Raw genomic sequence first — 25,456 nt, 5'->3', positions numbered from 1 at the left:
TCTCCGCGCCGATGAGCAGGGCCCTCTACATCAGCACCACCGAGGCGGGCAGCGGCAAGGCGCTGGTGGCCCTGGGCCTCATCCACGAGCTGCTGCGGCGCACCGATCGCGTGCGCTTCTTCCGGCCGGTGATCCAGGACACCCCGGATGAGGACATCGAGCTGATCCTGAGCAGCTTTGCGCTGCCGCAGCGCGCCGACGACTCCTTCGGCCTGTCGACCGCGGCGATGAACGACCTGATCGCCGCCAACCGCATCAACGACGGCCTGGAGCAGATCATCAGCCGCTACGAGGCCCTGGCCGGAGACGGCAGCTTCATGCTCTGCGAGAGCTCCGACTACCTCGGCGAGGGTTCCGCCTTCGAGTTCAACCTCAACCAGGAGATCGCCCGCAACCTCGGCTGCCCGATCCTGATCCTCGGCAACGCCCACCGGCGCGACAGCGACGATGCCCTGCGCCCGGTGCGGCTGGCGGTGGAGACCTACCGGCGCCATGGCTGCCGGATCGTCGGCATCGTGCTCAACAAGGCCGATCCCGACCGCGTCGATGCCCTGCGCCAGGACCTGGAGCGGGAGTTCGGGGGCAGCGGCTGGGTGCTGAGCGTGATCCCCTTCGACCGGCGCCTCATCAGTCCCCGTGTGCGCGACATCGCCCACCACCTGGAGGCGGAGGTGCTCTACGGGCATGCCGCGCTGGAGCGGCTGGCCCTGCATCAGATGGTGGCCGCGATGCAGATGCAGCACGCCCTCGACTGGCTGCGCGAGGGCAGCCTGGTGGTCACGCCGGGGGACCGGGGCGACGTGATCATGGGCATGCTCCAGGCCCATGAATCGCGCAACTACCCCAACCTCGCGGGGATCCTGCTCTCGGGCATGAAGCCCGAGCCGGCGATCGACCGGCTCATCCAGGGACTCCTGGAGCCGCTGCCCATCCTGGCGGTGCCCACCGACACCTTCACCACGGTGTCACGTCTGCGGGACATCCACACCAGCCTCAGGCCCGATGACCGCGAGAAGATTCACCTGAGCATCGAAACCTTCGAGCGCCATGGTCACGGGGAGCGCCTGCTGCAGGCGGTGAACCTGGCCCCGCCGCCGGAGCCGACGGCGCGGATGCTGCACCACAGCCTCACCCTGCGGGCCCGCGGGGCGCCGCAGCGGATCGTGCTGCCGGAGAGCCTGGAGCCGCGCATTCTGCGGGCGGCGGCGCGGGTGCAGGCCCAGGGGCTGGCCGACCTGATCCTGCTGGGGGAGCAGGCCGCCATCGAACAGGTGCTGCGGCGGGAGGCCATCGCTCTCGACCTCGATGCCCTCAGCGTGATCCATCCACAGCACAGCGAGCGGATGGAGCACTACATCGACACCTACCTCACCTGCCGCCGGCACAAGGGAGCCACGCGCGACATCGCCCACGATCACCTGCTGGACGGCACCACCTACGCCACGATGATGGTGCTGTGCGGTGATGCCGACGGCATGGTGTCCGGCGCCATCCACACCACCCAGCACACCATCCGTCCCGCGCTGCAGCTGATCCGCACCCGGCCGGGGGTGGCGCTGATCTCCTCGGTGTTCGTGATGCTGCTCGACGACCGGGTGGTGATCTATGGCGACTGCGCCGTCAATCCCCGGCCCGACGCCGCACAGCTGGCGCAGATCGCCATCAGCTCGGCCCGCACCGCCCAGGACCTGGGCCTGGAGCCGCGCGTGGCCATGCTCTCCTATTCCTCCGGCGATTCCGGCCAGGGCGAGGAGGTGGAGAAGGTGCGCCGGGCCACCGCCCTGGCCCGGGAGGCCTGGCCCGGGCTGCTGATCGAGGGTCCCATTCAGTACGACGCCGCCGTGAGTGCGGACGTGGCCCTGCAGAAGCTGCCGGGTTCGGCCGTGGCTGGCCGGGCCACGGTGCTGGTGTTCCCGGATCTGAACACCGGCAACAACACCTACAAGGCCGTGCAGCGTGAAACCGGGGCGGTCGCGATCGGCCCGATCCTGCAGGGGCTGAAGAAACCCGTGAACGACCTCAGCCGGGGCTGCAGCGTGGAGGACATCGTGAGCACCATCATGATTACCGCCATCCAGGCCCAGGGCGTCAGCGCGGCCGCTGGCAGCGGCTGATCTCCCGGTAGGGACGCTCGGCCCGGGAATCGACGCTGAACCAGGTCCAGGCGGCGCTGGGCTCGCCGTTCTCGAGGGCGACCGGCCACTCGATGCGGCGGCGGTTGTAGGTGAGCCCCACACAGGTCATCGCCTCGTCGTCCGCCATCAGCGACCACAGCAGGCGCAGCCGCTCGTGGCGGTAGTCCAGCGGGGCCTGGGTCGGGGGACGGTCAGGCAGATGCCCCGGCTCCAGGCGCACCTCGCAGCGGTTGCTCCAGCTCAGGTAGGCCCCGTCCTCAGTGGGATAGAACCAGCAGGCTTCGTTGGCCACCTCCCGCAGGGGCAGGCGATCGAGGCAGCGGATCGCCTCCAGCCGCCGGGACGCGCCACCCGCGGCGAGCGGGATCGCCACAGCGTCAGGCGAGCCGCGCCAGCGCAGCTCATAGACGCCGAGGTGCAGGGACTCCACCCCGATGGCCGGCACGAGGGCATCGCAGAAGGGCCGCTCCGAGACCCCTGCCGAATCGACCAGGGCATCGAGGGAACCACTCCACCCCCCCGGAACGCGGAACAGGCGCAGCCGTTCCGCTGCCGCGATGCTGCGGGCCTGAAGCCGGCTGAGCTCCTCCCAGCCGGAGGGCTCGAGCGGCAGCTCGCCGGCGGGAGCGAGAACGAAACAGGGGGAATGGAGCGCGTCCATGGCGGGAGCTTGGCGGCAATCCAGCGAACCGGGCGCGACGGCGGCCCCTGCAAATGTAAAGGATTATGTCGAAGCGAGCCCGTCAGCGTCGCCGTCCTTCGCCGCAGGGCGGTATGGGCTGGCGGCAGCCGCCGGCAGCAGGATGGCCTGGATCGCGTTGCGGATCCATGGCTGCTCACCGTTCCCCGCTTGCATGGTGCCGGGCGGCTGCGCCGGCCGCCGCCCTGGTTCCCGCGGCGCTCTTGCTCAGCCTGGCGAGCCCTGCACGGGCCCAGTCCACCACCGCGATGCACGGATTCTGCTTCCGCTCGCCGCTGCCCCTGTCCGCACCGCAGCCGGTGGGACTCGATGCTCTGCTGGTGGCCCACCCGCCCGGGGCGGCAGCCGGTGAGGAGCGCTTCAGCCTCACCGCCGTGCGCTTTCCGCCGGAAGTCACCGACACCAAGGCCGGCATGACCCCAGCGGAGCTGCGTGACACCGTCAAGGTGGCGTTCCTGGCGGGCCAGAGCCGGGACGGCACGCCCCTGCAGCGACGGATCCTGGGGCGCATGGTGGAGGGGGAGGCGTTCACCACGCCGATCCCCGCTCCCTCCCTCGGGGAGGTGTTCGTGCTGCGCCGCAGCGACGGGGATTCCGTGGTGCTGGGGTTCAAGCTCCGGCAGGACTGGGCCGCACAGGGCCGTGAACTGATCACCGCCATCACCGCCAGCCTGCGGGAGGGGGAGGCGTCCTGCGCTGCGGCCCGCGACTGATGAGCACCCCGGTCGTGCCGAGCCCGCCCCCGCTGGCCCGGGCCCGCTGGTGGGGTCTGGGGGCGCTGGCGGTCCCGGCCCTGCTCGCCGGCGCCTGTGTCGCCGGCCATGACGCGGCACGGGTGGTGTCGATCGCTGATGGCGACACGATCCGGGTGAAGCGCGGCAGCGCCTTGATCAGCGTCAGGCTGGCCTGCATCGATGCTCCCGAGATGGCCCAGCGCCCCCACGGCGGGCAGGCCCGCCGGGCCCTGCAGCGGCGTCTGCCGCCGGGGAGTCCGGTGCGGCTGGAGGAGAAGGACAGGGACCGCTATGGACGCCTGGTGGCGGAGGTGTTCGCGCAGGAGAACATCAACCTGGCGCTGGTGGCCGACGGCCAGGCGTTCGTCTATCGCCGTCATCTCGGTCAGTGCGATGGCCAGGCCTATCGCGCTGCCGAATCCCGCGCGCAGGTTGATCGCCTTGGCGTCTGGCAGGTGCCGGGAGGCATCACCAGACCCTGGAACTTCCGCCGGAAGTAGGGAGATGGCTTGGCAGATGGCAACACCGGAGGATGAGCCCCGAGGCTGCGAAACCCGCTATTGACGCTGTTGCGCCAAGCGTTATCTTCTGCTGGTTGCTTATCCATCCCATGCTCACCGGTGCGGAACTGCTGGCCAAGGTCAAGGAACTCGGCGATGCCACCAAGTCCGAACTCGTGCGCGAGTGCGGCTACGTGAGCACCAAGAAGGATGGTGGTGAACGCCTCAACTTCACGGCCTTCTACGAGGCGCTGCTGGAGGCCAAGGGGGTGAGCCTGGGTGAAACCGGCCAGGGCCGCGGCAAGGGTGGCCGCAAGCTCAGCTACGTCACCAAGGTGCAGTTCAACGGCAACCTGCTGGTGGGCAAGGCCTACACCGCCCAGCTGGGGCTCCAGCCCGGCGACGAATTCGAGATCAAGCTGGGCCGCAAGCAGATCAAGCTCATCCCCATCGGCGGCGCCGACGAGGACGAGTGATCCGCAGCCGCGACCGGGGCCGCAGTCCGGCCCCGGTGATCCTCAGCGGTAACCCTGGCTGCCGGTGGCGCTGCTGTGGGAACCGCCCTGCTGCTGGCAGTGGGCCAGGGCGGGGCCGGTGGTGACCATCACCCCCAGCATCAGGGCGGTGATCACTCCGGGAAGCAGACGGACCATCGGGTTGTGGCGTGCCTCCCGATTGTGTGCATCTCCAGCCGGCGTGGCATCCCCCCTGTCACGGGTCGCTGGCAGCATCAGAACAGCCAGCCGGGGCGCAGCAGCAGCACCAGGGCCAGCAGCACCATCACCCCGCCGCTGATGCCCTTGAGGATGCGCCCGCCGCGCTCGGTGAGCTTGTTGCTGCTCAGGGCCCACACCGCCAGAGCCACCATCAGCGCGTCGTCTGCGATGTAGCCGGCGATGTACAGCCCCAGGTAGCCGTAGTGGGCCAGCGGCGGCAGGCTCTGCTGGCTGAGCACGGCGGTGTAGATGGCCGGCAGCCCGGCGGTGCAGAGCAGTTCCACGAGGTTCACCAGCACCGCCAGCACCGTCACTCCGGCCAGGGCCGGCAGCAGGGAGCGGCTCTGGATCACCCGGCGCATGCGCGCGTACAGGCCCGGCCTGGCGGACTCCGGAATCGCGAAGGTGTAGGTGGCCGGGGCGGTGGCGGCCTCGCGCAGGTTCACCACCCCCACCGTGACCGCCAGCGCCGCCAGCACCAGCCGCAGCGGGGTGCTCAGGCCCAGCACCAGGAACACGTTCAGCCAGGCGGCCATGAACAGGAAGTACACCGCCCCGCTCACCAGCACGAAGATGCCGGCCACCAGCGCCATGCGGCGCCGGTCGCGCCAGTGCACCATCAGCGACAGCAGGAACAGCAGCACCCACATGGCGCAGGGGTTGAAGCCGTCCAGCAGCCCCAGCACCAGGGTGAAGACCGGCAGCCCCAGACGGGTGGCGCTGAGGGTGCCCAGCGGTCCGGCGCGCACCTCCCCCACCACGGGGCTGCGCCGCTCCACCAGGGCCAGCAGCTCCTGGCCCCGGCCGGCCGGGTTGTCGAAGCCCACCAGCAGCTCCTCCCCCAGGGCGAAGCTCGGCACCCCCGGTGCCTGGACCCCGGCCTGACGGGAGCGCTCCAGCAGCTCCTGGCGCGCGCCTGCGTCGGCATCCACCCAGCGCAGGCGCACCTGCAGCTCCGGGTGCCGGCGCTGCAGCTCCGGCAGGAAGGCCTTGGCGTGGTCGCAGTGGGGGCAGCCCTGGCGCACGAACACGTTCAGCACCAGCGGCTGCTGCTGGGCCGAGCCCGGCTGCACCTGGGCCAGTGCCGGGGTCACTGCCGGGGCCAGTGCCGGCGCCACAAGGGTCAGCAGGGCCACCAGCAGGCCGGTGACCAGGAGCGCGGCGTGCCGCGGGCGAAGCCACCCCATGGCCCGGATCAGACCTGGCGGTCGCCGGCCGGCCAGGACACCGGGGCAGGGCCGGACTCGAGGGCAGGGCCGGACCCCAGGGCAGGGCGCTCGGCGCTGTCGCGGTTGAGCTCTCGCTCAAGCATGCGCACCCGCATCTCCCGCAGGCAGAACTTGCAGCCGCCGGTGGTCTGCAGATGCTTTTCGGGTGTGATCGAGATCTCCTTCACCGGGTGCAACCGGCAGCGGATCTTGATGGGGGTCTTGAAGCTCTTGTAGACGATGCCGCTGTAGTCGTACTTGTCCCCGAAGCGCTCGTGCGCGCGGCGCAGGAACTCTTCCTTGCCGATCGGACTGCCCATGGGCGGAGACTAAGGGGAACGTCGTCGCCAGCCGGCCGGCGTCAAGGAATGTCACGAACGCCGGCCCGGCGGCCGGGGGTGATGGGGCAGCCTGGAGGCATCCACGGCATCCCGGTCGCGCCCGCCTCCATGACCCCAGAACCTCCCCGGCGGCCCGCCTGGCTGAACTGGCTGTTCCTGGTGATCTTCCTGTGGAGCAGCTGGCAGCTGGCGGGCCTGTGGTTCCAGCGCCTGGGGGGCTGATCAGGGGTAGCGGTTGGGCACGAAGAACTGCTCCCAGCGCGGCGGCCGCTCCAGGTTGGGGTGCTTCGGGCGCGGCGGCAGCTCGATCGCCGGCGGCGTCATGTCGGTGTAGGGCACCTTGCTGAGCAGGTGGGAGATGCAGTTCAGCCGCGCCCTCCGCTTGTCATCGGCCTCCACGGTGAACCAGGGCGCCTCGGGGATGTTGGTGTGGGAGAACATGTCGTCCTTGGCATGGGAGAACTCCGCCCACTTCTCCCGGGCCTGCAGGTCCATCGGGCTGAGCTTCCAGCGCCGGGTGGGGTCTTCGGTGCGCGACTGGAAGCGCGCTTCCTGCTCCTGATCGCTCACCGAGAACCAGTACTTGAGCAGGGTGATGCCGGAGCGCACCAGCATGCGCTCGAACTCGGGGCAGCTCTGCATGAACTCCTCCACCTGCTCGGGGGTGCAGAAGCCCATCACCCGCTCCACTCCGGCGCGGTTGTACCAGCTGCGGTCGAAGATCACGATCTCGCCGGCGCTGGGGAAGTGCTCCACGTAGCGCTGGAAATACCACTGGCTCTTCTGCTGGTCGCTGGGGGTGCCCAGGGCCACCACCCGGCAGCCGCGGGGGTTGAGCGGTTCGGTGACGCGCTTGATGGTGCCGCCCTTGCCGGCGGCATCCCGCCCCTCGAACAGCACGATCAGGCGGTAGCCGGTGGCCTTGATCCAGTACTGCATCTTCACCAGCTCCACCTGGAGCCGGGTGAGTTCCTTCTCGTAGAACTTGCGGTCGAGCTTGCTGAAGCCACCGTCCTCGGCCGGGCTGTATCCGTCCCCGTTGCTGTTGTCGCCCTTCATGTCATCGAGCAGGGCGGAGGGGTAGTAGCGGTCGCTGAGGGGCCCGTAACGGGGCACCACCCGCACCAGGCTCCGGGCCTTGCCGTCCTTGTCAGGCTTGCCTCCCTTGCCTTGGCCCTGGAGCTTGATCGTGCCCTTCCTGCCGCTGGAGGTCCTGGCGCCGGGGTCCCCATCCGCCGACTTGAGCTTGAGCTTGGTCTTCTTCTTGGAGTCGCTTTTGCCCATGGCGGGAATGGGGGAATGGGGTGGTCAGGACGACACCCGGGGGCGCCTCGGACGGGGGAGCAGGCAGCGCACCAGTCGCACCATGCCGCCCACCAGCAGCACCAGGGCCAGCAGGGCCACCAGGACCACCAGCGCGACGGCCAGCAGCTGCAGCAGCCCCACCACCACACCCTGCAGACCGGCGATCAGCTTGGCAATGGATGTGCTGAGAAGCAGAAACGCATCCAGGCGCTCCGGCAGCTGCATCAGCCCCACCAGCATCGCCGAGCCCAGGGCCACGTAGAGCAGGCCGGTCCAGAACAGCCGCCAGCGGGAGACGCCCCGCCGACGTGCCGTTGCCGGCCGATCCGCCGAGACGGTGTGGGGCAGCTGCAGGGATCGGCGCCGGGTACCGGTCATACCTCCAGCACATGGCCGGCGCCACGCATCCAGCGCTCGAACTCCATCAGCACCAGTTCGTTGGGGCAGTCGATCAGGTTGAGATTGCCCACCGTGCAGTCGCCCTGGCCGCCGTGGTGCAGGGAGAGGTGAAAGCCCTCGCCGCTCAGGCCGCACACCTCCGGATCGCTGCGCACCACCACATCGAGGGCCGCGCCGAGGCGTGCGACGCGGATGCGCAGTTCCGACCAGGTCATCAGGGACATGGCAGCCAGTCTGTGTGCACAATCCTGGCCGTCAAGCAGCCGTCAGGGTTCGCCGGGTTGGGCTCCATCACCGGGGCGGGCCGGAGGGTTGCGGGGCCGTGGCTGGCTGCTGGGAGGACGGTGGCGCTGCGGAGCCCGGCGCAGAGGGTGTCTCACGCGCACCGGTGGTCTGCCGCTGCGGGGCCGGCTCAGGCAGCAGGGCGCCGAGGGTGGCGGCCAGGGCGAGGGCAAGGGCGCCCCCCACCGGCGCCGCCAGCCGTCGCCCCAGGGGCATCCGCTCCAGCACCTCCCGGGGCTGCAGCGGCCGGGGCTCCGGCAGGTCGAGCTTCACCTGCAGCCGGGGATCGAGCCGCAGCTCGTCGAGCACCCGCACCAGATCGGCGAGTTCGGCATCGTCCAGCTCCAGCTCCAGGGGGGGCGTGTCCGGCTGGCTGCTGCGCAGCTGCAGGCGGTGGCCCCCCTCCGGCCGGGGGGCGATGCTCACCGGCGTGTCGGCGCCGCCGACGGGGCGGCCGACGCCGCTGATCAGCAGGCGGGCGTAGGGGAGCACCACCGCCATCAGCGAAAGCAGGTGCTCCCGGCGCCCCTCCAGCTCGGGACGGCCCGGCCAGCGCAGCGTCCAGCCGGTGATGATCCCCAGGGCGTCCTGGGCCTGGCCGCTGGAGAGATCGGGCAGGCCCTCGACCTGCAACCGGCAGCTCACCTGGTCGTAGCGCAGTGTCTGTTTCATGGACGTCACACCGCGGGGTCGTGCAGGCTGGCGCGCAGGCGCTCATAGCCCCCGGTGCCGGCGCCGAGGGCCAGGGACTGGATCAGCTGACGCCGCTGCCGGGCGCCGCGCCGGGGATCGAGCAGGGTCTGGACGCCCACCCGGCGGGGATTCATGCGCTCGCGCACCAGCTCGGCCAGCCGCCCCTCGAACAGCTCCCAGCGGCGCTGGCGCACCGCCTCGGGCTCATTGCTGGCCAGCAGCGCCCGCAGCAGCGGGTAGAGCCGGTCGGCCAGGGCGCAGAGGATGCGCATCAGGGCATCGGTCTCCGCCGGCTTGAGCTGGCCCCGACGGGTGGCGCGGCGCAGGGGATTGTGGCAGCGGCGCTTCCAGAGCTCCACCCGGTTGGGGAACAGGGCGGAGAAGCCCATCTGCTCGCTCATCCACACCATCGCCTCGCCGCCGTTGAGGTCGAGGGCCTCGGCGCTGAGCAGCAGCAGGTCGAGCCGCTCCAGCCCCCGCCGCGACAGCGGCGTGGCCTGGGGCTCGGAGGAGGAGTCGGGCATGGCTGCGATGATGCCAGCCTGCGCCTCCCACCGTCACCTTCATGCGCGAGCCTCTGGATCCGGCCACCCCTCTGGACCAGGCCGACACGGTGGATCAGGCCGACCTGCTTGATCAGGCCGAACCAGTGGATCTGCGGCGCCTGGTGCGCGATGTGCCCGATTTCCCCAAGCCGGGCATCCTGTTCCGCGACCTCACCCCGCTGATGCGCGATCCGGCGGGCTGGCAGGAGGTGATCCGCCGCCTCGCCGATCTCTGCGAGCAGCTCCAGCCCGACCTGATCGTGGGCATCGAATCGCGCGGCTTCATCGTGGGCACCGCCCTGGCCACCACCGTGCGGCTGGGTTTCGTGCCGGTGCGCAAGCCCGGCAAGCTGCCCGGCGAGGTCACCGGCGTGGACTACGCCCTGGAGTACGGCAGCGACCGCCTGGAGATCCACAGCGACGCCCTGGCCGACGGCCAGCGGGTGCTGGTGGTGGACGATCTGCTGGCCACGGGCGGCACTGCCGCCGCCTGTGCGCAGCTGGTGGAGGCGGCCGGCGGCAGCCTCTGCGGCTTCGGGTTCGTGGCCGAACTGGCGGCCCTGGAGGGGCGCCGGCGCCTGCCCCCCGAGCATCCGGTGGAGTCGCTGATCATCTACGCCTGAGCGCGCTCCGCCGCTAGCTGTTGCCGTCCTGCCACTGCAGCACCTGCTCCAGCTGCTCCAGGCTGAGCAGGCCGTAGCGCCAGAGCACCACCGGCAGCGGCGCCGACTCCTGGCGGGCCTGGCGCAGCCCCAGCTCCAGGGCGTTCTCGCTGAGCTCGAGGTCCTGGCGCAGGAAGCGCAGCAGGGCGGGCGAGGGCGGTGGCAGTGGGCTGGAGCTGTGCACCATGGCGGCGCTCAGAGGGGACGGCAGGGCCCCAGGGTCATCACCCCGAGGCTGAGGCGCCGCAGCGGCGCCGCTGCGGCCAGCAGGATCAGGCCCAGGCGCCGCAGCGGCAGCAGCAGCGGGGCGCGGTTGGAGAACAGCCGCATCAGCAGATCGGTGGCCAGCAGGGTGAGCAGCAGATCGGGCCAGCGGCGCCAGGCGTAGGCGGCCGGGAGGCGGTCGGCCGCGAGCCGTGCGGCGGCCACGCGGCGGGCCTGGCGGTGCAGCTCAGCCACGTCGCGCCAGCAGAGGTTGAGCCCCTGGCCACCCACCGGATGGCAGCGGTGGGCGCTCTCCCCCACCAGCACCGTCCGCCCGACGGCCAGCCGCCGGGCCAGCTGCAGGGCCACCGGGAAGGCCCGCGGCTCATCCAGCAGGGCATCGGGCTGGAAGCGGTCGGGCAGGGCGCCGGCCAGGCGGTCGAGGAAGGCGTCGGCGCTCAGGCTCTCCAGCTGCCGGCAGCGGGCGGCAGGGGCGCTCCACACCAGCTGGAAGCGTCCCCGGCCCAGGGGCAGCAGCGCGAACGGTCCCTCGGGCCGGAACAGCTCCCAGGCCTGGTCGTCGTCACTGCCGCGCAACTCCACCTGGGCGGTGAGACAGGCCTGGCGGTAAGCGAGCTGCCAGAGGCCGATGCCGAGGCCGTCGCGGCAGCTGGAGTGGGGGCCATCGGCGGCCACCACCAGGTCCGCGGGATCGCTCTCCAGCGGCGGCGCGGCGGTCGTGCCCAGCTGCAGATCGACCGCCGGATGGCGCTGCAGCCGCTCCAGCAGCACCGTCATCAGCGGCCCGTGCAGGCCCACCCAGCCCACGGCCGTCCAGGGGGAGCGACGGCAGCGGCCCGGCAGGTCAGCCGTGCTGAAGGGCACGCCGGCGGCGATGGCCAGGTCGCGGAGCTCCAGCCGGCTGAAGGGCACCATGGCGCCGGCCAGGTCGTCCCAGAGACCGAGCCGCTCCAGCAGCTGGCGGCTGGAGTGGTTGAAGGCGTAGGCGCGGCTGCGCTCCAGCAGCTGGCCGGCGCTGAGCGGGTCGTGCAGGCTAACCCGCCAGCCGGCATCGGCCAGGGCCAGGGCGCTCAGGGCGCCGGTGGGACCGCCGCCGCAGACCCGCGCCCGCAGGGTCGTGGCGGGCAGCTGCGGGCTGGCGGCGGGAGCGGGACGGGGAGGGGCGGCGGTCAGCGGCACACAACAAAGCCGCAGCAAGTCTGCTGCGGCCGGGGGGTGAGATGAGAGCCCGGAGCGGGCTGGTTTCAGGGCTCAGCCGAGACCGAGCAGGCCGCGGGTGAAGGCCTCACCGCCGAGGGCGAACTCGGTGGCCAGCAGGGCGATGAAGCCGAGCATGGCCATGCGGCCGTTGAGCTTCTCGGCACGCTCATGGAAACCCCAGCCACGCTCGGGGCTCACCACTTCCATGCGGGGCTCGGTGGCGAAGGCGTTGAGGCGGCCGCCGTCTTCGGTGGTGACGGTGGCGCCGCGGATGGCGGTGGGAGCGATGGGGGTGGCCTGGGTCATGGGAGTCCTCTGGTCTGAAAGCAATGTAACGCATTGTTGCGGACTGTGACAGCCCCTTCAAGATTTCTGCGGAGTCCTGCCCGCCCCGGTCTGGCATCTGGCCTCAGCGCAGGCGCCGCAGGCAGAGCTCCTCGAACGCCGGCCTCAGCAGGAAGGGGTAGTCGCCCACCCACAGCTTGAGCTGGGGCAGCCAGGCGTCGGTGAGGGCGCCGATGCGGGAGAAGTCCTTGCGGTCGCTGAGCACCAGGGTGCGCACCACCATTCCCCGCCGGATCAGCTGGTGCTTTTTCTCCATGGGAAAGCGCACCCGGCCGAGGTAGCCGTCCTCGTCCTCGAGCTCCAGGGTGAGCCAGGTGCGGCGGTTCTCCACCAGCTGCAGGCGGCCGCTGCGGTCGGCCTGCTCGCGCTGGTCCTCCACCACCTCGCGGGTGAACAGATCGGCCACCTGGCCCTCGAAGATCGCCGCGGCCGGGTAACGGCGCAGGGTCGCGTTGCGCCGGCCCGCCTCCACGATCGGCCCCCAGAGCACGTAGAGCAGCAGCACCACCCCCGCCACCAGCAGCACCGGGGCGAACTGGCTGCGGAAGGCCAGGGTCTGGCTGATCAGCAGGGTGAGCACGCCGCCGATCACCGAGATCAGCACCCGCTGCAGCAGCTTGCGGGGCGAACCGCTGCAGGAGTTGAACTGGGGGCCCGTGGCCACCGCCGGGATCAGGCGGGAGAGTTCGCCGGGGCGCAGGGGGATCAGCATCGGCCGGCTCGCCTCACAGCAGCCGCTCCAGGCCGTACACCAGCCCCGGCAGCTGGCGCACCCGGCGCACGGTGAGCAGCACCCCGGGCATGTAGGCGGAACGGTCGATGGTGTCGTGGCGGAGCGTATAGGTTTCGCCCGGCGCGCCGAACATCACCTCCTGATGGGCCACCAGGCCCGGCAGGCGCAGCGAATGGAGCCGCAGGCCGCTCTCCCGCTGGCCGCCGCGGCAGCCGGGCAGGCTCTCGTGCTCCTCCACCTGGGGGACGTTGAAGCTCTTGCCCAGCTCCTCCATCAGTTCGGCGGTCTTGATGCAGGTGCCGCTGGGGGCATCGGCCTTGCGGTTGTGGTGCAGTTCGGTGAGTTCGGCGAAGTCGTAGAAGCGGGCGGCGGCGGCGGCGGCCTGCTGCAGCAGCACCATGCCCACCGAGAAGTTGGGGATCACGGCGCCGCCCACCGACGCCTTGCCGGCGAAGGTGGCCAGATCGGCCAGCTGCTCAGGGCTGAGACCGGTGGTGCCGATCACCGGATGCACGCCGTAGGCGATGGCGCCGCGGGTGTGCTCGTACACCACCGAGGGGTGGGTGAAGTCCACCAGCACGGCGCCCTGGCCCGGGCCGGCCGTGCGCACGGCCTGGCTGGCCTGGCAGAGACAGCCCTCGAAGTCGGAGGTGATGGCCACCTCCAGCTCGCCGAGCCCCAGCTCCAGGCCCACATCGGCCCCCTCCTTGCCGGGGGTGGTGTCGACGGCGCCCACCAGCTCGCAGTCGGACGTCGCGGTCACCGCCTTGACCACTTCGGCGCCCATGCGCCCCAGGGCTCCGGCCACCACCACGGCGATCGGACGGGCCGGCGGCGTGGTCGCGGCCCCGGGGCCGGTGGTGCCGGACGGGCCGGTGGAGCTGGTCATGGCGGAGGAGCGCTGCTGGAGAACCTTGCTGCAGAGCCTATGCAGCACGCTCGCGGACGGGTTCAAGCTTCGTAAGCTCAGCCCACACCAGCCCAGACGCGCGCATGTTCACGCAGGTCCGCTCCGCCAACCGCCGGGTCAGCCCTGCAGGCGACCACAGCGGCGCGGTGATGAAGGCCGTGTACGTGGTGCTGGAGCCGCAGTACCAGAACGCCCTCACTCTGGCGGCCACCTCCCTGAACGAGCAGAACGGTCCGCTGGCGATCGACCTGAGCGGCTACCTGATCGAGGAACTGCGCGACCCGGAGAACTACGCCCAGTTCTGCGCCGATGTGGCCGAGGCGGATGTGTTCATCGCCTCGCTGATCTTCATCGAGGACCTGGCCCAGAAGGTGGTGGAGGCCGTGGCGCCCCACCGCGAGCGCCTCAAGGCGTCGGTGGTGTTCCCCTCCATGCCGGAGGTGATGCGTCTGAACAAGCTGGGGACGTTCTCCATGGCCCAGCTGGGCCAGAGCAAGAGCGCCATCGCCAGCTTCATGAAGAAGCGCAAGGAGGCCGGCGGCGCCGGGTTTCAGGACGCGATGTTGAAGCTGCTCAACACCCTGCCCACGGTGTTGAAGTATCTGCCGGTGGAGAAGGCGCAGGACGCCCGCTCCTTCATGCTCAGCTTCCAGTACTGGCTGGGCGGCACGCCGGACAACCTCAGGAACTTCCTGCTGATGCTGGCGGACAAGTACGTGTTTCCCCGCACTGCCGGCGGCGAGGCGCAGGGCCGGCCCGAGCTGCAGGTGGCCGATCCCGTGGTGTTCCCCGACCTGGGGATCTGGCATCCCCTGGCCCCTGCGATGTTCGAGGACATCAAGGAGTACCTGAACTGGAGCGCCAGCCGCGCCGATCTCAGCGAGAAGGCCCGCAAGGGCCCGGTGATCGGCCTGGTGCTGCAGCGCAGCCACATCGTCACCGGCGATGAGGCCCACTACGTGGCGGTGATCCAGGAGATGGAATACCGCGGCGCCACCGTGATCCCGGTGTTCTGCGGCGGGCTCGACTTCACCAGGCCGGTGAACGCCTTCTTCTACGACCCCCTCAACCCCGAGGTGCCCCTGGTGGACGGGGTGGTGTCGCTCACCGGCTTCGCCCTGGTGGGCGGCCCGGCCCGGCAGGACCACCCCAGGGCGATCGAGGTGCTCAAGAAGCTCAATCGCCCCTACATGGTGGCGCTGCCGCTGGTGTTCCAGACCACCCAGGAGTGGGAGGAGAGCGACCTGGGTCTGCACCCGGTGCAGGTGGCCCTGCAGATCGCCATCCCCGAGCTCGATGGCGCCATCGAGCCGATCGTGCTCAGCGGCCGCGACGACGCCACCGGCAAGGCCCACACCCTGCAGGACCGGGTGGATGCCATCGCCGAGCGGGCCATCCGCTGGGCCTCCCTGCGTATCAAGCCGCGCCAGGAGAAGAAGCTGGCGATCACGGTGTTCAGCTTCCCGCCCGACAAGGGCAACGTGGGCACTGCCGCCTATCTGGATGTGTTCGGCTCCATCCACCGGGTGATGGAGGAGATGGCGGCCAAGGGCTACGACGTGAGCGGCCTGCCCAAGACCGGCAAGGAGCTGATGGACGCGGTGCTCAAGGACCCCGAAGCGATGGAGGGGGCGCCGGAGCTGGCGATCGCCCACCGCATGAGCGTGGAGGAGTACGAGCGGCTCACGCCCTATTCCGAGCGCCTCGAGGAGAACTGGGGCAAGCCCCCCGGCAACCTCAATTCCGACGGCACCAACCTGCTGATCTACGGCCGCCACTTCGGCAACGTGTTTGTTGGCGTGCAGCCCACCTTCGGCTACGAGGGCGACCCGATGCGGCTGCTCTATTCCCGCAGCGCCAGCCCCCACCACGGCTTCGCCGCTTACTACACCTATCTGGAGAAGGTGTGGGGCGCCGACGCGGTGCTGCACTTCGGCACCCACGGCTCGCTGGAGTTCATGCCCGGCAAGCAGATGGGCATGAGCGACACCTGCTACCCCGACTCCCTGATCGGCGCCCTGCCGAACCTCTACTACTACGCCGCCAACAATCCCTCGGAAGCCACGATCGCCAAGCGGCGCGGCTACGCCGAAACGATCAGCTATCTCACGCCCCCGGCTGAGAACGCCGGCCTCTACAAGGGGCTCAAGGAGCTGGGCGAGCTGGTGGGCAGTTACCAGCAGCTGCGCGAAAGCTCCCGCGGCGTGCAGATCGTGAACGCCGTGGTGGAAACGGCCCGCCAGTGCAACCTCGACAAGGATGTGGCCCTGCCGGAGGAGGATGCCGCTCAGCTGGATCTGGATGCCCGCGACGCCGTGATCGGCGCGGTCTACCGCCAGCTGATGGAGATCGAGAGCCGGCTGCTGCCCTGCGGCCTGCACACCATCGGCAAGCCCCCCACCGCCGAAGAGGCGATCGCCACCCTGGTGAACATCGCCGCCCTCGAGCGCGAGGAGGAGGGCATCCGCTCGCTGCCGGGGCTGCTGGCCGAGAGCCTGGGTCGCACGATCGGCGAGGTCTACAAGGGCAACGACGAGGGCGTGCTGGCCGATGTGGAACTCAACCGCCGCATCACCGAAACCAGCCGCGCCGCCGTAGGCGCCATGGTGCGCAGCGTCACCGGCAGCGACGGCCGGGTCACCCTGCGGCGCAACTTCGGCTGGCTGTTCGATCTGCTGGCCCGCTTCAACGTCAAGCTGCCCAGTCCCTGGCTGCGGGCCTGCTGCGGCGCGGGTTTTGTGAGCGTCGATTCCGTTGAGCTCGACAAGCTGTTCGCCTACCTGCAGTTCTGCCTGGAGCAGGTGTGCGCCGACATGGAGATGGAGAGCCTGCTCAAGGCCCTCGACGGCGAATACGTGCTGCCGGGACCCGGTGGCGACCCGATCCGCAACCCCGGCGTGCTGCCCAGCGGCAAGAACCTGCACGCCCTCGATCCCCAGGCGATCCCCACCAGGGCCGCCATCGCCGCCGCCAAGGGGGTGGTGGACAAGCTGATCGAGCGCCAGAAGGCCGAGCAGGGCACCTGGCCGGAAACGATCGCCTGCGTGCTCTGGGGCACCGACAACATCAAGACCTACGGCGAATCCCTGGCCCAGATCCTCTGGTTCATCGGCGTCAAGCCCGTGCCCGATTCCCTCGGCCGCGTGAACAAGCTGGAGCTCATTCCCCTCGAGGAGCTGGGCCGTCCCCGCATCGATGTGGTGGTGAACTGCAGCGGCGTGTTCCGCGACCTGTTCATCAACCAGATGGCCCTGATCGACCAGGGCGTGAAGATGGCCGCCGAGGCCGATGAGCCGCTGGCGATGAACTTCGTGCGCAAGCACGCCCAGGAGCAGGCGGAGAAGGATGGCATCTCCCTGCGGGATGCCGCCACCCGCGTGTTCTCCAACGCCAGCGGCAGCTACAGCTCCAACGTGAACCTGGCGGTGGAGAACAGCACCTGGGAAGAGGAGAACGAACTGCAGGAGATGTACCTCTCCCGCAAGACCTTCGCCTTCAACGCCGACAACCCCGGCGAGATGAACCAGAAGCGCGAGGTGTTCGAGGCGGCGATGAAGACCGCCGACGTGACCTTCCAGAACCTGGATTCCGCCGAGATCTCGCTCACCGATGTGAGCCACTACTTCGACTCCGACCCCACCAAGCTGATCCAGGGCCTGCGCGACGACGGCAAGGCGCCGGCGAGCTACATCGCCGATACCACCACCGCCAATGCCCAGGTGCGCACGCTCAGCGAAACGATTCGGCTGGATTCGCGCACCAAGCTGCTCAACCCCAAGTGGTATGAGGGCATGCTCAATTCCGGCTACGAGGGTGTGCGCGAGGTGGCCAAGCGCCTCAACTTCACCCTGGGCTGGAGTGCCACCAGCGGCGCGGTCGATAACTTCGTGTACGAGGAGGCCAACGACACCTTCATCAACGACCCGGAGATGCGCCAGCGGCTGATGGACCTCAACCCCCACAGCTTCCGCCGCATCGTCGGCACCCTGCTGGAGGTGAACGGCCGCGGCTACTGGGAGACCAGCGACGAGAACATCGCCCAGCTGCAGGCGCTGTATCAGGAGATCGAGGACAGGATCGAGGGGGTGAGCGAGGGGTGAGAGAGAGCTCAGCCCCTCTTGTCCTCATCCCCGAGCCCACTCACCAGCAGGCTGATTGAGGTGGCTGTCTACACCTTCTCTAAGCGGTAGGCCTCCGACAGACCGACCAGCGCGGCCATGGCCAGGGATCCACCTGCTGCCACCAGCACGGATCCCTGTGGTCCCCCCGGGCGTCAGTAGGGCTGTAACGCCCATACAGCGCGCGCAACTCCAGCTTCGCCTGTTCCAGCACCTGCCGACGCTCAGGCCTGAGATCCCCTCCCGCCCGGTTGAAGTAGAAATTCAGCATCGCCATGGCCGCGGCGAAGGGGTTGTCTTGCAGCCCTGGCGGGTTTCCGCCGAGCCCTTAGCGATCGTGCATGACATCTGCAGGAACCATCATGCCTGCATACACTCTCGAGACAGTCGAGGCATCCACACCATGCCGCACACGCGGATCGGAGACCTTGATCTCTACTACCAGCAAGTCGGCAGCGGGCCCGATGTGGTGCTGATTTCAGGCCTCAGCGCCGATCACGGAATGTGGGAGACGCAACGCTTGGCGAACGATTTTCGGGTCACCGTCTTCGATAACCGCGGCTGCGGTCAGAGCAGCGTTCCCGAGGGGCCTTATCGACTGGAGATGCTGGCCCAAGACACGCTCACGCTGTGCGCGAAGCTCGGCATTCACAGGGCCCATCTCGTGGGCCACTCGATGGGTGGGCACATAGCCCAGATCATCGCAGCCACGGCTCCCGAGTTTGTCGATCGGCTGGTGATCGCCTGCAGCGAACCAACCTTCTCAGTGATCTCACAACTGGCGACAACCCAGCAGATTGCCCTCTACGGCTGTGGAGTGCCGCTTGAAGTGAGGGCCAGAAACTATCTGCCGGTATTGTTCGACCGGACCTTTCTTGAGGACAAAGCGAGAGTAGAGGCTTACATCGGCTCAGTTGTCAATCACCCCTATCCGATGACTGAGCAGGGTTATGTCGCCCAGACCGAGGCCCTGCGCGTCTTCGATACACGGGCACTGCTGAGTCGGATCGGTTGCCCTGTGCGGATCATCGCTGCGGAGCATGATCTGCTCACTCCCATGGCAGGCTCTGAATACCTCTGCAGCCATATCCCAGGGGCCGAGCTCAGCGTGATCCCCGCCAGCGGCCATGGGGTCTTCATCGAACGCCCTGAGGAGTTCTACGGATTGATCCTGGAGTTCCTCAAAGGCTGAGGCAGGTGATGGCGGTGCTCCATGCTTGCGGAGCGTGCAGGCCCTGGATCCGGTTCAGCACCTCATCGACCTGCAGGAGCAGCGGGTCTCGACCGGGGTGTCGGGGGAGGTGGCGATCGTGTCGGTTCTGCGCGAGGTGACCTCTGAGGCCCAGGTGTCGGCGCGGGCGGGGCTCAGGGCTGAGGCGCACTGACGGGAGTCACTCCCGCCACCGCCGCTGCCATCCGCGTCACCTGGGCGATCGGGCCCACATCGTGCACCCGCAGCACCGCGGCGCCGCCGGCCACCGCCAGGGCGCACACCGCCGCGGTGCCCCACAGGCGCGCCCGCGGGCGGGGCTCGTCCAGCACCGCGCCGATGAAGCGCTTGCGCGAGGGGCCCACCAGCAGGGGATAGCCGGCCGCCGCCAGCTCCGGCAGCCGCCGCAGCAGCGCCAGGTTCTGCTCGCTGGTCTTGGCGAACCCCAGGCCCGGATCCCAGACGATCCGCTCCCGCCGCACTCCCGCCGCCAGGGCCGTGGCGGTGGCGGCCTCCAGCTCGGCGTGCACCTCGGCCACCACGTCGCCGTACACCGCCAGGGCGTCCATCGAGCGGCTGTCGCCGCGGCTGTGCATCAGCACATAGGGGCAGCCGCAACGGGCGATCAGCGGCAGCATCGCCGGGTCGCGCAGGCTGCCGGCCGCCGGGCCGCCCACCGCTGCCCCGGTCACATTGCCGCCGCGTACGTCGTTGATCCAGTCGGCACCGGCGTCCAGGGCCGCCTCGGCCACGGCGGCATGGAAGGTGTCCACGGAGAGGCGTGCCCCGGGGTGGGCGGCCCGGATCGCCGCCAGGGCGGGCAGCAGCCGCTCCAGCTCCCGCTCAGGGCCCACCTCCTCGGCTCCGGGACGGGTGCTCTGGGCCCCGAGGTCGAGCACGTCGGCCCCTTGCCGCAGCATCCGTGCGGCCGCATGCACCGCCGGCTCCACGCCGGCGATGCGGCCGCCATCGCTGAAGGAATCGGGGGTGAGGTTCAGCACCCCCATCACCAGCGGGCGGGTCACACCCGCGCCGGCACCTGGTAGTTGGCGATGCGGGCGAAGCTCTCGGCCTTGAGGGAGGCACCACCCACCAGCACGCCGTCGATGTCGCTCTGGGCCATCAACTCGTCGATGGTGGCGGTGTTCACCGAGCCGCCGTACTGCACGGTGACCTCCGGGTTGCCCACCCAGCCGCGGATCAGCCCGCACACCCGGTTGGCCTCATCGGCGGCGCAGGTCTTGCCCGTGCCGATGGCCCAGATCGGCTCGTAGGCCACGATCAGCCGGACGGGATCCACATCCTCGAGCCCCTGCTCGATCTGGCGGTGGATCACCCGCTCGGTTTCACCGGCTTCGCGCTGATCGAGGCTCTCGCCCACGCACAGGATCGGGATCAGGCCGTGGCGCTGGGCGGTGCGGGCCCGCAGGTTGATCTGCTCGTCGGTCTCGCTGTAGTACTTGCGCGGCTCGCTGTGGCCCACGATCGCGTGGCTGACGCCGTGCTCCACCAGCATCGGCGCCGAGATCATGCCGGTGTAGGCACCCTGATCGTCCCAGTGGACGTTCTGGGCGGCGATGGCCACGCCCGTGCCGGCCAGGTGGCGGCAGAGGGTGGGAATGGCGGTGAAGGGTGGCGCCAGCACCACCTCGCGGCCGGCCGGCAGGTCGGCGATCAGGGGCCGGAAGGCGGCGGCGAACTCCCGCGTCTCGGCGCAGGTCATGTGCATCTTCCAGTTGCCTGCGATGACGGCCTTGCGCACCATTGCCTTGCGGACAGCAGTTCCAAACGCTAATGGGGCGCCTGCCGCGCCCCTTGGCGGCCCGTGAACAGCAGCTCGCGGCCATCCACGCTCACCGCATCGCCGGGCGCCAGCTGCCGGCCCCGGCGCAGCTCGATGGTCCCGTTGACGCGCACGTCCCCCCGCTGGATGCGCAGCTTGGCCTCGCCGCCGGTGGCCGCCAGGCCGTGGAACTTGAGGAACTGATCGAGCTTCAAGGGAGCGGAGCCCGGCGGCCCTTAGCGTGCCGCGATGCTCGCACCTTCACCGGCCGCTGTGCGCGGCAGCCTGCGGGACGGCGTGCGCCGGCTGTGGCCCCTGCTGCGGCCGCACCGGCGCAGGCTCGCGGCCGGGGGCGGGTGCATCCTGATCTATGTGCTCTGCTGGCCGCTGCTGGCCGCCCTGGCCGGCCGGCTGATCCCGGCCATCGGCGCCGGCGATCTGGCCGCCACCCGCAACGCGGTGCTGCTGGCCCTGCTGGTGTTCCTGGTGCAGAAGGCCGCCCAGTTCGGCCAGGACACCCTGCTGGCGGGGCCGGCGCTGAGCGTGAGCAAGAGTCTGCGCCAGCAGCTGTTCGCACGGCTGCAGCGCCTGGAGTTCGCCTCCCTCGACAAGCTCTCGGCGGGTGACCTCACCTACCGCCTCACCGAGGACGCCGACCGGGTGGGGGAGGTGATCTACAAGACGATCCAGGACACCACCCCCAGCAGCCTGCAGCTCCTGGCGGTGCTGGGCTACATGCTCTGGCTGGACTGGCCCCTGGCCCTGGCCACCCTGCTGCTGGCACCGCTGGTGGCGTTGCTGGTGAGCGGCTTCGGGGCGCGGGTGATGGCGGCGGCGGAGCGCAGCCAGCGCCAGGTGAGCGAGCTGGCGGGCCTGCTCGCCGAGGCGATCACCGGGCTGCCGCTGGTGCGGGCCTTCGCCGCCGAGGCCTGGCTGCAGCGGCGCTTCGATGCCGAGGTGGAACTGCATCGCCGGGCCCGCTACCGCACCCTGCGCCTGCTGGCGCTGCAGCACCCGGTGGTGGGCTTCCTCGAGGCCGGCGGCATCCTCACCGTGCTGCTGCTGGGCGCCTGGCGGATCCAGTCCGGGCAGCTCGATGCCCAGGGCTTCAGCAGCTACGTGGCGGCCCTGCTGATGCTCATCGATCCCATCTCCCATCTCACCACCAACTTCAACGAGCTGCAGCAGGGCCAGGCCTCCCTGCAGCGCCTGCGGGCGATCGAACGGGAGCCGGTGGAGCCGCCCGACCGGGCCACCGCCGTGGCGCTCGGCCCCGTGCGCGGGGAACTGGTGCTGGAGCGGATCCACTTCGGCTACGACCCGCGCCAGCCGGTGCTGGACGACCTCAGCCTGCGCATCGAGCCGGGCCGGGTGGTGGCGCTGGTGGGTCCCTCGGGGGCGGGCAAGAGCACGCTGTTCTCCCTGCTGCTGCGCTTCAACGTGGCCCAGGGCGGCCGGGTGCTGCTGGACGGCCGCGATCTGGCCGACCTGCGCGCCGCCGAGCTGCGCCGGGCCGTGGCGCTGGTGCCCCAGCAGAGCCAGGTGTTCTCGGGCACGGTGGCGGAGGCGATCGCCTTCGGCCGGCCGGCCGACAGCGAGCGGATCCGCCAGGCGGCCCGGCTGGCGAACGCCGACGGCTTCATCGAGGCCCTCCCCGACGGCTACGCCAGCCGGGTGGAGGAGCGGGGCCGCAACTTCTCCGGGGGGCAGCTGCAGCGCCTGGCCATTGCCCGGGCCGTGCTCGGCGATCCCGCTCTGCTGCTCCTCGATGAGGCCACCAGCGCCCTCGATGCCGAGGCGGAGGAGGCGGTGCAGCAGGGGCTGCGCCGGGCGATGGCCGGCCGCACCGTGCTGGTGATCGCCCATCGCCTGGCCACCGTGCAGCAGGCCGACCGCATCGTCGTGCTGGACGGGGGCCGCATCGTCGAGCAGGGCAGCCACAATCAGCTGATGGCCAGCGGCGGCCGCTACCGCGAGCTCTGCCGGCGCCAGTTCATCCAGCTCGATCCCTGAACGCACCGCCGATGGCCTGGGAATACCGGGTGATCCACATCGATGTGAGCGGCGGCTCGCCGCCCGAGCCGCCCTCGCCGGAGGCCGACAGCCGGCGCCTGGGCGGCGCCCTCAGCCCGGAATTCCTGGAGCGCGAATTCCCTCAGCAGTACCGCGGCGCGGGCCGGCGGCCGCGGCACCCGGCCGAGCAGCTGCAGTTCTTCCTCAACGCCCTGGGGCGGGAGAACTGGGAGCTGGTGGAGGCGCCCCAGGTGGGCCCGCTGCTGATGTTCGTGTTCAAGCGGCCGGCGCTCGATCTGCCCCAGCTGCCGCCAGGAGCGCCGCCGGAGGATGGCGGTGAGCGGGGATCCGTATCCTGAGCGGGACCGACGGTCCCCCTTCATGGACGCCAACGCCCAGCAGCCCCCCGTGCTCACCTTCGAGGGCAACCGCTACGACCTCAACTCCCTGCCCGATGAGGTGAAGGAACTGGTGCGCGGCATGCAGGTGGCCGACGCCCAGCTGCGCATGCACGAGGACACCCTCAAGGTGCTGGCGGTGGGGCGGCAGTCGATGGCGATGCAGCTGAACGAGAAGCTCAAGCAGATCGCTCCCCTGCCTTGAAGTCGTAGGCGCGGGTGAGCCGGAACACGGTGCCCGAGAGCAGCAGCAGGCCGATCAGGTTGGGCAGCACCATCAGACCGTTGAGGATGTCGGCGATGGTCCAGATCACGCCGCCGGTGGCCACCGCGCCGACCACCACCACGGCCACCCACAGCAGCCGGAAGGGCCTGATGGCGCCGGTGCCCACGAGGAACTCCAGGCAGCGCTCGCTGTAGTACCCCCAGCCCAGGATCGTGGTGCCGGTGAAGAACACGGTGCCGAAGGTCACCAGCCAGGCCGAACCCGGCAGCTCCTGATCGAAGGCGCTCATGGTGAGGGCCACACCGCTCTCACCACTGGTGTAGAGACCGCTGATCACGATCACCAGCGCGGTCATCGTGCAGATCACGATCGTGTCGATGAAGGTGCCGATCATGGCGACGGTGCCCTGCAGCACCGGATCGCCGGGCCGGGCTGCGGCCTGGGCGATGGGAGCGGTGCCCATGCCGGACTCGTTGGAGAAGATGCCCCGGGCGATGCCGCGCTGAATCACCACCCCGAGGGAGCCACCGGCCACCGCCTGGCCGGTGAAGGCGTCGTTGAGGATCAGGCCGAGGGCGGCCGGGATCTCGCTGAGGTGGGCGAGCAGGATGATCAGGGCCCCACCCACGTAGACGGCTGCCATCACCGGCACCACCACCTCGGTGACCTTGCCGATGCGCTCGATGCCGCCGATCAGCACGGCAAAGGCGATCGCAGCCATCACCACCCCGGTGACGATGGCGGGCACACCCAGGGATTTGTTCAGCGCCAGGGCCATCTCGTGGGCCTGCACGCCGTTGCCGATGCCGAAGCCCGCCAGGGTGCCGAAGATGGCGAACAGCGTGCCCAGCCAGGCCCAGCGGGGGCCCAGACCGTTGCGGATGAAGTACATCGGTCCACCCACGTGCTCGCCCAGGGCATCCACCTCGCGGTAGTGCACCGCCAGCAGTGATTCGGCGTACTTGGTGGCCATGCCCACCAGGGCGATCAGCCACATCCAGAACACCGATCCGGGTCCGCCCACGGCGATGGCGCCGGCCACCCCTGCCACGTTGCCGGTGCCGATGGTGGCCGCCAGGGCCGTGGAGAGACTTTCGAAGGCGGTGACGTCCCCCTCGCCCTTGCTGGAGCGGATCGAGGCGACCGCCTGGCGGAACCCGTAGCCGATGTGCGTCAGGGGCATGAAGCGCAGCCCCACCATCAGGTACACACCCGTGAGACCAAGAAGCCACAGGGTGGGCGGACCCCACACCAGCGAATTGAACTGATCCAGCAGCTCCAAGGGAATACAGCGCCGTTGGCGCCGATGGTGTCATGGCGGCGGCGGCCTGGCCAGCCTCCGCCGCCGGGCGCCGGGCCTCAGCCCAGGGGCTCGAGACCCTCGAAGCGGAACACCTGACGGCCGGCGGGCGTGTCGCCGAAGGCCTCGGTGTCCACCACCCGTTCGGCCAGCACCCAGGGGCCGCCCTCCACCAGGGGTACGAAGGTGTCGCTGAACCGGCTCAGCCCGCCCTTGGGCTCGCCGCTGGCGGGATCGGCGTAGCGGCTGGTGTAGCTGTGGCTCAGGTAGCCGCTGCCGGTGTGGGTGACGCTCTCGGTGAAGATCGTCACCACCGTGCCGTGGATGTGGCGGTGCACCATCGTCACCACGTCGTCCTTGATGCGGTAGCGGTCGCCGGCGTTCCTGCCGCCCACGATCACCTCGGTGCCCACGGGGTCGGTGTCGCCGGCGGTGAAGGTGTTCTCGCCGTGGGTCTGCTCGAAGCTGCGGCGCACCCGGTGGATGGCCACCTCCCAGAGCTGGGAGGCGATCGCCTTGTGCACCTCGGGGTCGTCGATGCCCTCCACCTGGGCCTTGAGATCGGCGCCCACTACGAAGGAGCCCTCGATGCGGCGGCCCGGTTCCCCGGCTGCGCCGGGCTGCTCCCACACGCAGCGACCCCGGTAGCCGCCGAAGCCGGGGTCCCAGGTGTAGCGGTTCTCGTAGGCGGCGCGGAAGGCCGCCGTGGCGTCGGCACCGGGGGCGGGGATGACGGCGGCGGGGCTGGCGGGGGTGGCGGTCAAGGCCGTTGCGG

31 protein-coding genes are annotated in these 25,456 nt (G+C 70.1%); 11 read left to right on the top strand and 20 right to left on the bottom strand.

Annotation, left to right across the window (positions count from 1 at the left end):
• Nucleotides 1–11 precede the first annotated feature (11 nt).
• Nucleotides 12–2,114 (top strand): phosphate acetyltransferase, encoded by a 2,103-nt coding sequence (gene pta / locus KBY90_RS11315; RefSeq protein WP_254968745.1) that lies wholly within the window; start codon nucleotides 12–14, stop codon nucleotides 2,112–2,114.
• On the opposite strand, the gene KBY90_RS11310 is transcribed toward pta, so the two are convergent.
• Nucleotides 2,089–2,796, bottom strand: coding sequence for a hypothetical protein (locus KBY90_RS11310; protein ID WP_254968744.1), 708 nt, complete (start codon nucleotides 2,794–2,796; stop codon nucleotides 2,089–2,091). The two genes, pta and KBY90_RS11310, sit on opposite strands and share 26 nt — an antisense overlap.
• A 287-nt stretch (nucleotides 2,797–3,083) precedes the next feature.
• Between KBY90_RS11310 and KBY90_RS11305 the strand changes: the two genes are divergently transcribed.
• The 3 genes from KBY90_RS11305 (at nucleotide 3,084) to KBY90_RS11295 (ending at nucleotide 4,545) form a co-directional block, all read left to right on the top strand.
• The gene (locus KBY90_RS11305; RefSeq protein ID WP_254968742.1) at nucleotides 3,084–3,548 is read left to right on the top strand and encodes a hypothetical protein; all 465 of its coding nucleotides are present in this window, start codon (nucleotides 3,084–3,086) and stop codon (nucleotides 3,546–3,548) included.
• Nucleotides 3,548–4,069 (top strand): thermonuclease family protein, encoded by a 522-nt coding sequence (locus KBY90_RS11300; protein ID WP_254968740.1) that lies wholly within the window; start codon nucleotides 3,548–3,550, stop codon nucleotides 4,067–4,069. Before KBY90_RS11305 ends, KBY90_RS11300 begins: the two co-directional genes overlap by 1 nt.
• Nucleotides 4,070–4,179: 110 nt before the next feature.
• Nucleotides 4,180–4,545: an AbrB family transcriptional regulator gene (locus KBY90_RS11295; RefSeq protein ID WP_254968796.1), complete on the top strand. Its 366-nt coding sequence runs from the start codon at nucleotides 4,180–4,182 to the stop codon at nucleotides 4,543–4,545.
• Nucleotides 4,546–4,587: 42 nt separating this feature from the next.
• Here the strand turns inward: KBY90_RS11295 and KBY90_RS11290 are convergent, their stop codons facing one another.
• The 8 genes from KBY90_RS11290 to KBY90_RS11255 all read right to left on the bottom strand — a co-directional run bounded on the left by KBY90_RS11290 (nucleotide 4,588) and on the right by KBY90_RS11255 (nucleotide 9,537).
• Nucleotides 4,588–4,722: a hypothetical protein gene (locus KBY90_RS11290; RefSeq protein ID WP_254968738.1), complete on the bottom strand. Its 135-nt coding sequence runs from the start codon at nucleotides 4,720–4,722 to the stop codon at nucleotides 4,588–4,590.
• Nucleotides 4,723–4,799: 77 nt separating this feature from the next.
• A complete protein-coding gene (locus tag KBY90_RS11285) occupies nucleotides 4,800–5,972 on the bottom strand; it encodes a glutaredoxin domain-containing protein (RefSeq protein WP_254968737.1) in 1,173 nt (390 codons plus the stop codon).
• Between the two features lie 8 nt (nucleotides 5,973–5,980).
• Nucleotides 5,981–6,313 carry a hypothetical protein gene (locus tag KBY90_RS11280; RefSeq protein ID WP_254968736.1) on the bottom strand — a complete coding sequence of 111 codons (333 nt, stop codon included), beginning with the start codon at nucleotides 6,311–6,313 and terminating at the stop codon, nucleotides 5,981–5,983.
• A 243-nt stretch (nucleotides 6,314–6,556) separates the two neighbouring features.
• The gene (ppk2, locus tag KBY90_RS11275) at nucleotides 6,557–7,393 is read right to left on the bottom strand and encodes a polyphosphate kinase 2 (protein WP_254968795.1); all 837 of its coding nucleotides are present in this window, start codon (nucleotides 7,391–7,393) and stop codon (nucleotides 6,557–6,559) included.
• Between the two features lie 249 nt (nucleotides 7,394–7,642).
• Nucleotides 7,643–8,017 carry a hypothetical protein gene (locus KBY90_RS11270; RefSeq protein WP_254968735.1) on the bottom strand — a complete coding sequence of 125 codons (375 nt, stop codon included), beginning with the start codon at nucleotides 8,015–8,017 and terminating at the stop codon, nucleotides 7,643–7,645.
• A complete protein-coding gene (locus KBY90_RS11265; RefSeq protein WP_254968734.1) occupies nucleotides 8,014–8,262 on the bottom strand; it encodes a hypothetical protein in 249 nt (82 codons plus the stop codon). The genes KBY90_RS11270 and KBY90_RS11265 overlap by 4 nt, the downstream gene beginning before the upstream one ends.
• Before the next feature lie 67 nt (nucleotides 8,263–8,329).
• Nucleotides 8,330–8,992 carry a DUF4335 domain-containing protein gene (locus tag KBY90_RS11260; protein WP_254968733.1) on the bottom strand — a complete coding sequence of 221 codons (663 nt, stop codon included), beginning with the start codon at nucleotides 8,990–8,992 and terminating at the stop codon, nucleotides 8,330–8,332.
• A gap of 5 nt (nucleotides 8,993–8,997) precedes the next feature.
• The gene (locus KBY90_RS11255) at nucleotides 8,998–9,537 is read right to left on the bottom strand and encodes a DUF3038 domain-containing protein (RefSeq protein WP_254968731.1); all 540 of its coding nucleotides are present in this window, start codon (nucleotides 9,535–9,537) and stop codon (nucleotides 8,998–9,000) included.
• 125 nt (nucleotides 9,538–9,662) lie between these two features.
• Between KBY90_RS11255 and KBY90_RS11250 the strand changes: the two genes are divergently transcribed.
• Nucleotides 9,663–10,181, top strand: a complete 519-nt coding sequence (locus KBY90_RS11250; protein ID WP_254968794.1) for an adenine phosphoribosyltransferase — start codon at nucleotides 9,663–9,665, stop codon at nucleotides 10,179–10,181.
• 13 nt (nucleotides 10,182–10,194) lie between these two features.
• On the opposite strand, the gene KBY90_RS11245 is transcribed toward KBY90_RS11250, so the two are convergent.
• The 5 genes from KBY90_RS11245 to dapB form a co-directional block, all read right to left on the bottom strand.
• Nucleotides 10,195–10,407 carry a DUF2949 domain-containing protein gene (locus tag KBY90_RS11245; protein WP_254968730.1) on the bottom strand — a complete coding sequence of 71 codons (213 nt, stop codon included), beginning with the start codon at nucleotides 10,405–10,407 and terminating at the stop codon, nucleotides 10,195–10,197.
• A gap of 8 nt (nucleotides 10,408–10,415) precedes the next feature.
• Entirely contained in the window at nucleotides 10,416–11,624 is a 1,209-nt protein-coding gene (locus KBY90_RS11240; protein WP_315858733.1) for an FAD-dependent monooxygenase, read from the bottom strand.
• 72 nt (nucleotides 11,625–11,696) lie between these two features.
• Nucleotides 11,697–11,951: a high light inducible protein gene (locus tag KBY90_RS11235; RefSeq protein WP_254968729.1), complete on the bottom strand. Its 255-nt coding sequence runs from the start codon at nucleotides 11,949–11,951 to the stop codon at nucleotides 11,697–11,699.
• A gap of 103 nt (nucleotides 11,952–12,054) precedes the next feature.
• On the bottom strand, nucleotides 12,055–12,702 hold the full coding sequence (locus tag KBY90_RS11230; RefSeq protein ID WP_254968728.1) for a hypothetical protein: 648 nt from the start codon (nucleotides 12,700–12,702) through the stop codon (nucleotides 12,055–12,057).
• 13 nt (nucleotides 12,703–12,715) lie between these two features.
• On the bottom strand, nucleotides 12,716–13,612 hold the full coding sequence (gene dapB / locus KBY90_RS11225) for a 4-hydroxy-tetrahydrodipicolinate reductase (protein WP_254968727.1): 897 nt from the start codon (nucleotides 13,610–13,612) through the stop codon (nucleotides 12,716–12,718).
• 104 nt (nucleotides 13,613–13,716) lie between these two features.
• Between dapB and KBY90_RS11220 the strand changes: the two genes are divergently transcribed.
• On the top strand, nucleotides 13,717–17,733 hold the full coding sequence (locus KBY90_RS11220; RefSeq protein WP_254968726.1) for a magnesium chelatase subunit H: 4,017 nt from the start codon (nucleotides 13,717–13,719) through the stop codon (nucleotides 17,731–17,733).
• Nucleotides 17,734–17,812: 79 nt separating this feature from the next.
• Here KBY90_RS11220 and KBY90_RS15185 read toward each other — a convergent pair whose 3' ends face one another.
• Nucleotides 17,813–18,055: a DUF3175 domain-containing protein gene (locus KBY90_RS15185; protein WP_396122575.1), complete on the bottom strand. Its 243-nt coding sequence runs from the start codon at nucleotides 18,053–18,055 to the stop codon at nucleotides 17,813–17,815.
• Between the two features lie 99 nt (nucleotides 18,056–18,154).
• On the opposite strand from KBY90_RS15185, the gene KBY90_RS11215 reads away from it, so the two are divergent.
• The gene (locus tag KBY90_RS11215; RefSeq protein ID WP_254968725.1) at nucleotides 18,155–18,943 is read left to right on the top strand and encodes an alpha/beta fold hydrolase; all 789 of its coding nucleotides are present in this window, start codon (nucleotides 18,155–18,157) and stop codon (nucleotides 18,941–18,943) included.
• Between the two features lie 25 nt (nucleotides 18,944–18,968).
• Nucleotides 18,969–19,136: a hypothetical protein gene (locus tag KBY90_RS11210; protein ID WP_254968724.1), complete on the top strand. Its 168-nt coding sequence runs from the start codon at nucleotides 18,969–18,971 to the stop codon at nucleotides 19,134–19,136.
• Here the strand turns inward: KBY90_RS11210 and folP are convergent.
• From folP to KBY90_RS11195, 3 genes are read right to left on the bottom strand one after another with little or no spacing between them, the layout of a single operon-like run.
• Complete coding sequence (gene folP / locus KBY90_RS11205) at nucleotides 19,117–19,968, bottom strand: dihydropteroate synthase (RefSeq protein ID WP_254968792.1); 852 nt, start codon at nucleotides 19,966–19,968, stop codon at nucleotides 19,117–19,119. The genes KBY90_RS11210 and folP overlap by 20 nt on opposite strands.
• A 14-nt stretch (nucleotides 19,969–19,982) precedes the next feature.
• Nucleotides 19,983–20,726 carry a triose-phosphate isomerase gene (tpiA, locus tag KBY90_RS11200; RefSeq protein ID WP_254968723.1) on the bottom strand — a complete coding sequence of 248 codons (744 nt, stop codon included), beginning with the start codon at nucleotides 20,724–20,726 and terminating at the stop codon, nucleotides 19,983–19,985.
• Nucleotides 20,727–20,752: 26 nt separating this feature from the next.
• The gene (locus KBY90_RS11195) at nucleotides 20,753–20,959 is read right to left on the bottom strand and encodes an RNA-binding S4 domain-containing protein (RefSeq protein ID WP_254968722.1); all 207 of its coding nucleotides are present in this window, start codon (nucleotides 20,957–20,959) and stop codon (nucleotides 20,753–20,755) included.
• A 34-nt stretch (nucleotides 20,960–20,993) separates the two neighbouring features.
• Between KBY90_RS11195 and KBY90_RS11190 the strand changes: the two genes are divergently transcribed.
• Genes KBY90_RS11190 through KBY90_RS11180 form a run of 3 tightly spaced genes read left to right on the top strand, consistent with a single transcriptional unit; the run spans nucleotide 20,994 to nucleotide 23,360 of the window.
• The gene (locus KBY90_RS11190) at nucleotides 20,994–22,757 is read left to right on the top strand and encodes an ABC transporter ATP-binding protein (protein WP_254968721.1); all 1,764 of its coding nucleotides are present in this window, start codon (nucleotides 20,994–20,996) and stop codon (nucleotides 22,755–22,757) included.
• A gap of 11 nt (nucleotides 22,758–22,768) precedes the next feature.
• On the top strand, nucleotides 22,769–23,116 hold the full coding sequence (locus KBY90_RS11185; RefSeq protein WP_254968720.1) for a hypothetical protein: 348 nt from the start codon (nucleotides 22,769–22,771) through the stop codon (nucleotides 23,114–23,116).
• Between the two features lie 22 nt (nucleotides 23,117–23,138).
• Entirely contained in the window at nucleotides 23,139–23,360 is a 222-nt protein-coding gene (locus KBY90_RS11180; protein ID WP_254968719.1) for a DUF6447 family protein, read from the top strand.
• Here the strand turns inward: KBY90_RS11180 and KBY90_RS11175 are convergent.
• Complete coding sequence (locus tag KBY90_RS11175) at nucleotides 23,335–24,663, bottom strand: sodium:alanine symporter family protein (protein ID WP_254968718.1); 1,329 nt, start codon at nucleotides 24,661–24,663, stop codon at nucleotides 23,335–23,337. The two genes, KBY90_RS11180 and KBY90_RS11175, sit on opposite strands and share 26 nt — an antisense overlap.
• 77 nt (nucleotides 24,664–24,740) lie before the next feature.
• A complete protein-coding gene (locus KBY90_RS11170) occupies nucleotides 24,741–25,445 on the bottom strand; it encodes a DUF3386 domain-containing protein (protein ID WP_254968717.1) in 705 nt (234 codons plus the stop codon).
• Nucleotides 25,446–25,456 lie beyond the last annotated feature (11 nt).

The organism is Cyanobium sp. CH-040, assembly GCF_024346135.1.
Lineage (GTDB): Bacteria > Cyanobacteriota > Cyanobacteriia > PCC-6307 > Cyanobiaceae > NIES-981.
The sequence above is the reverse complement of the archived record's forward strand: the minus strand, read 5'-3'. Positions and strand labels throughout refer to the sequence as shown.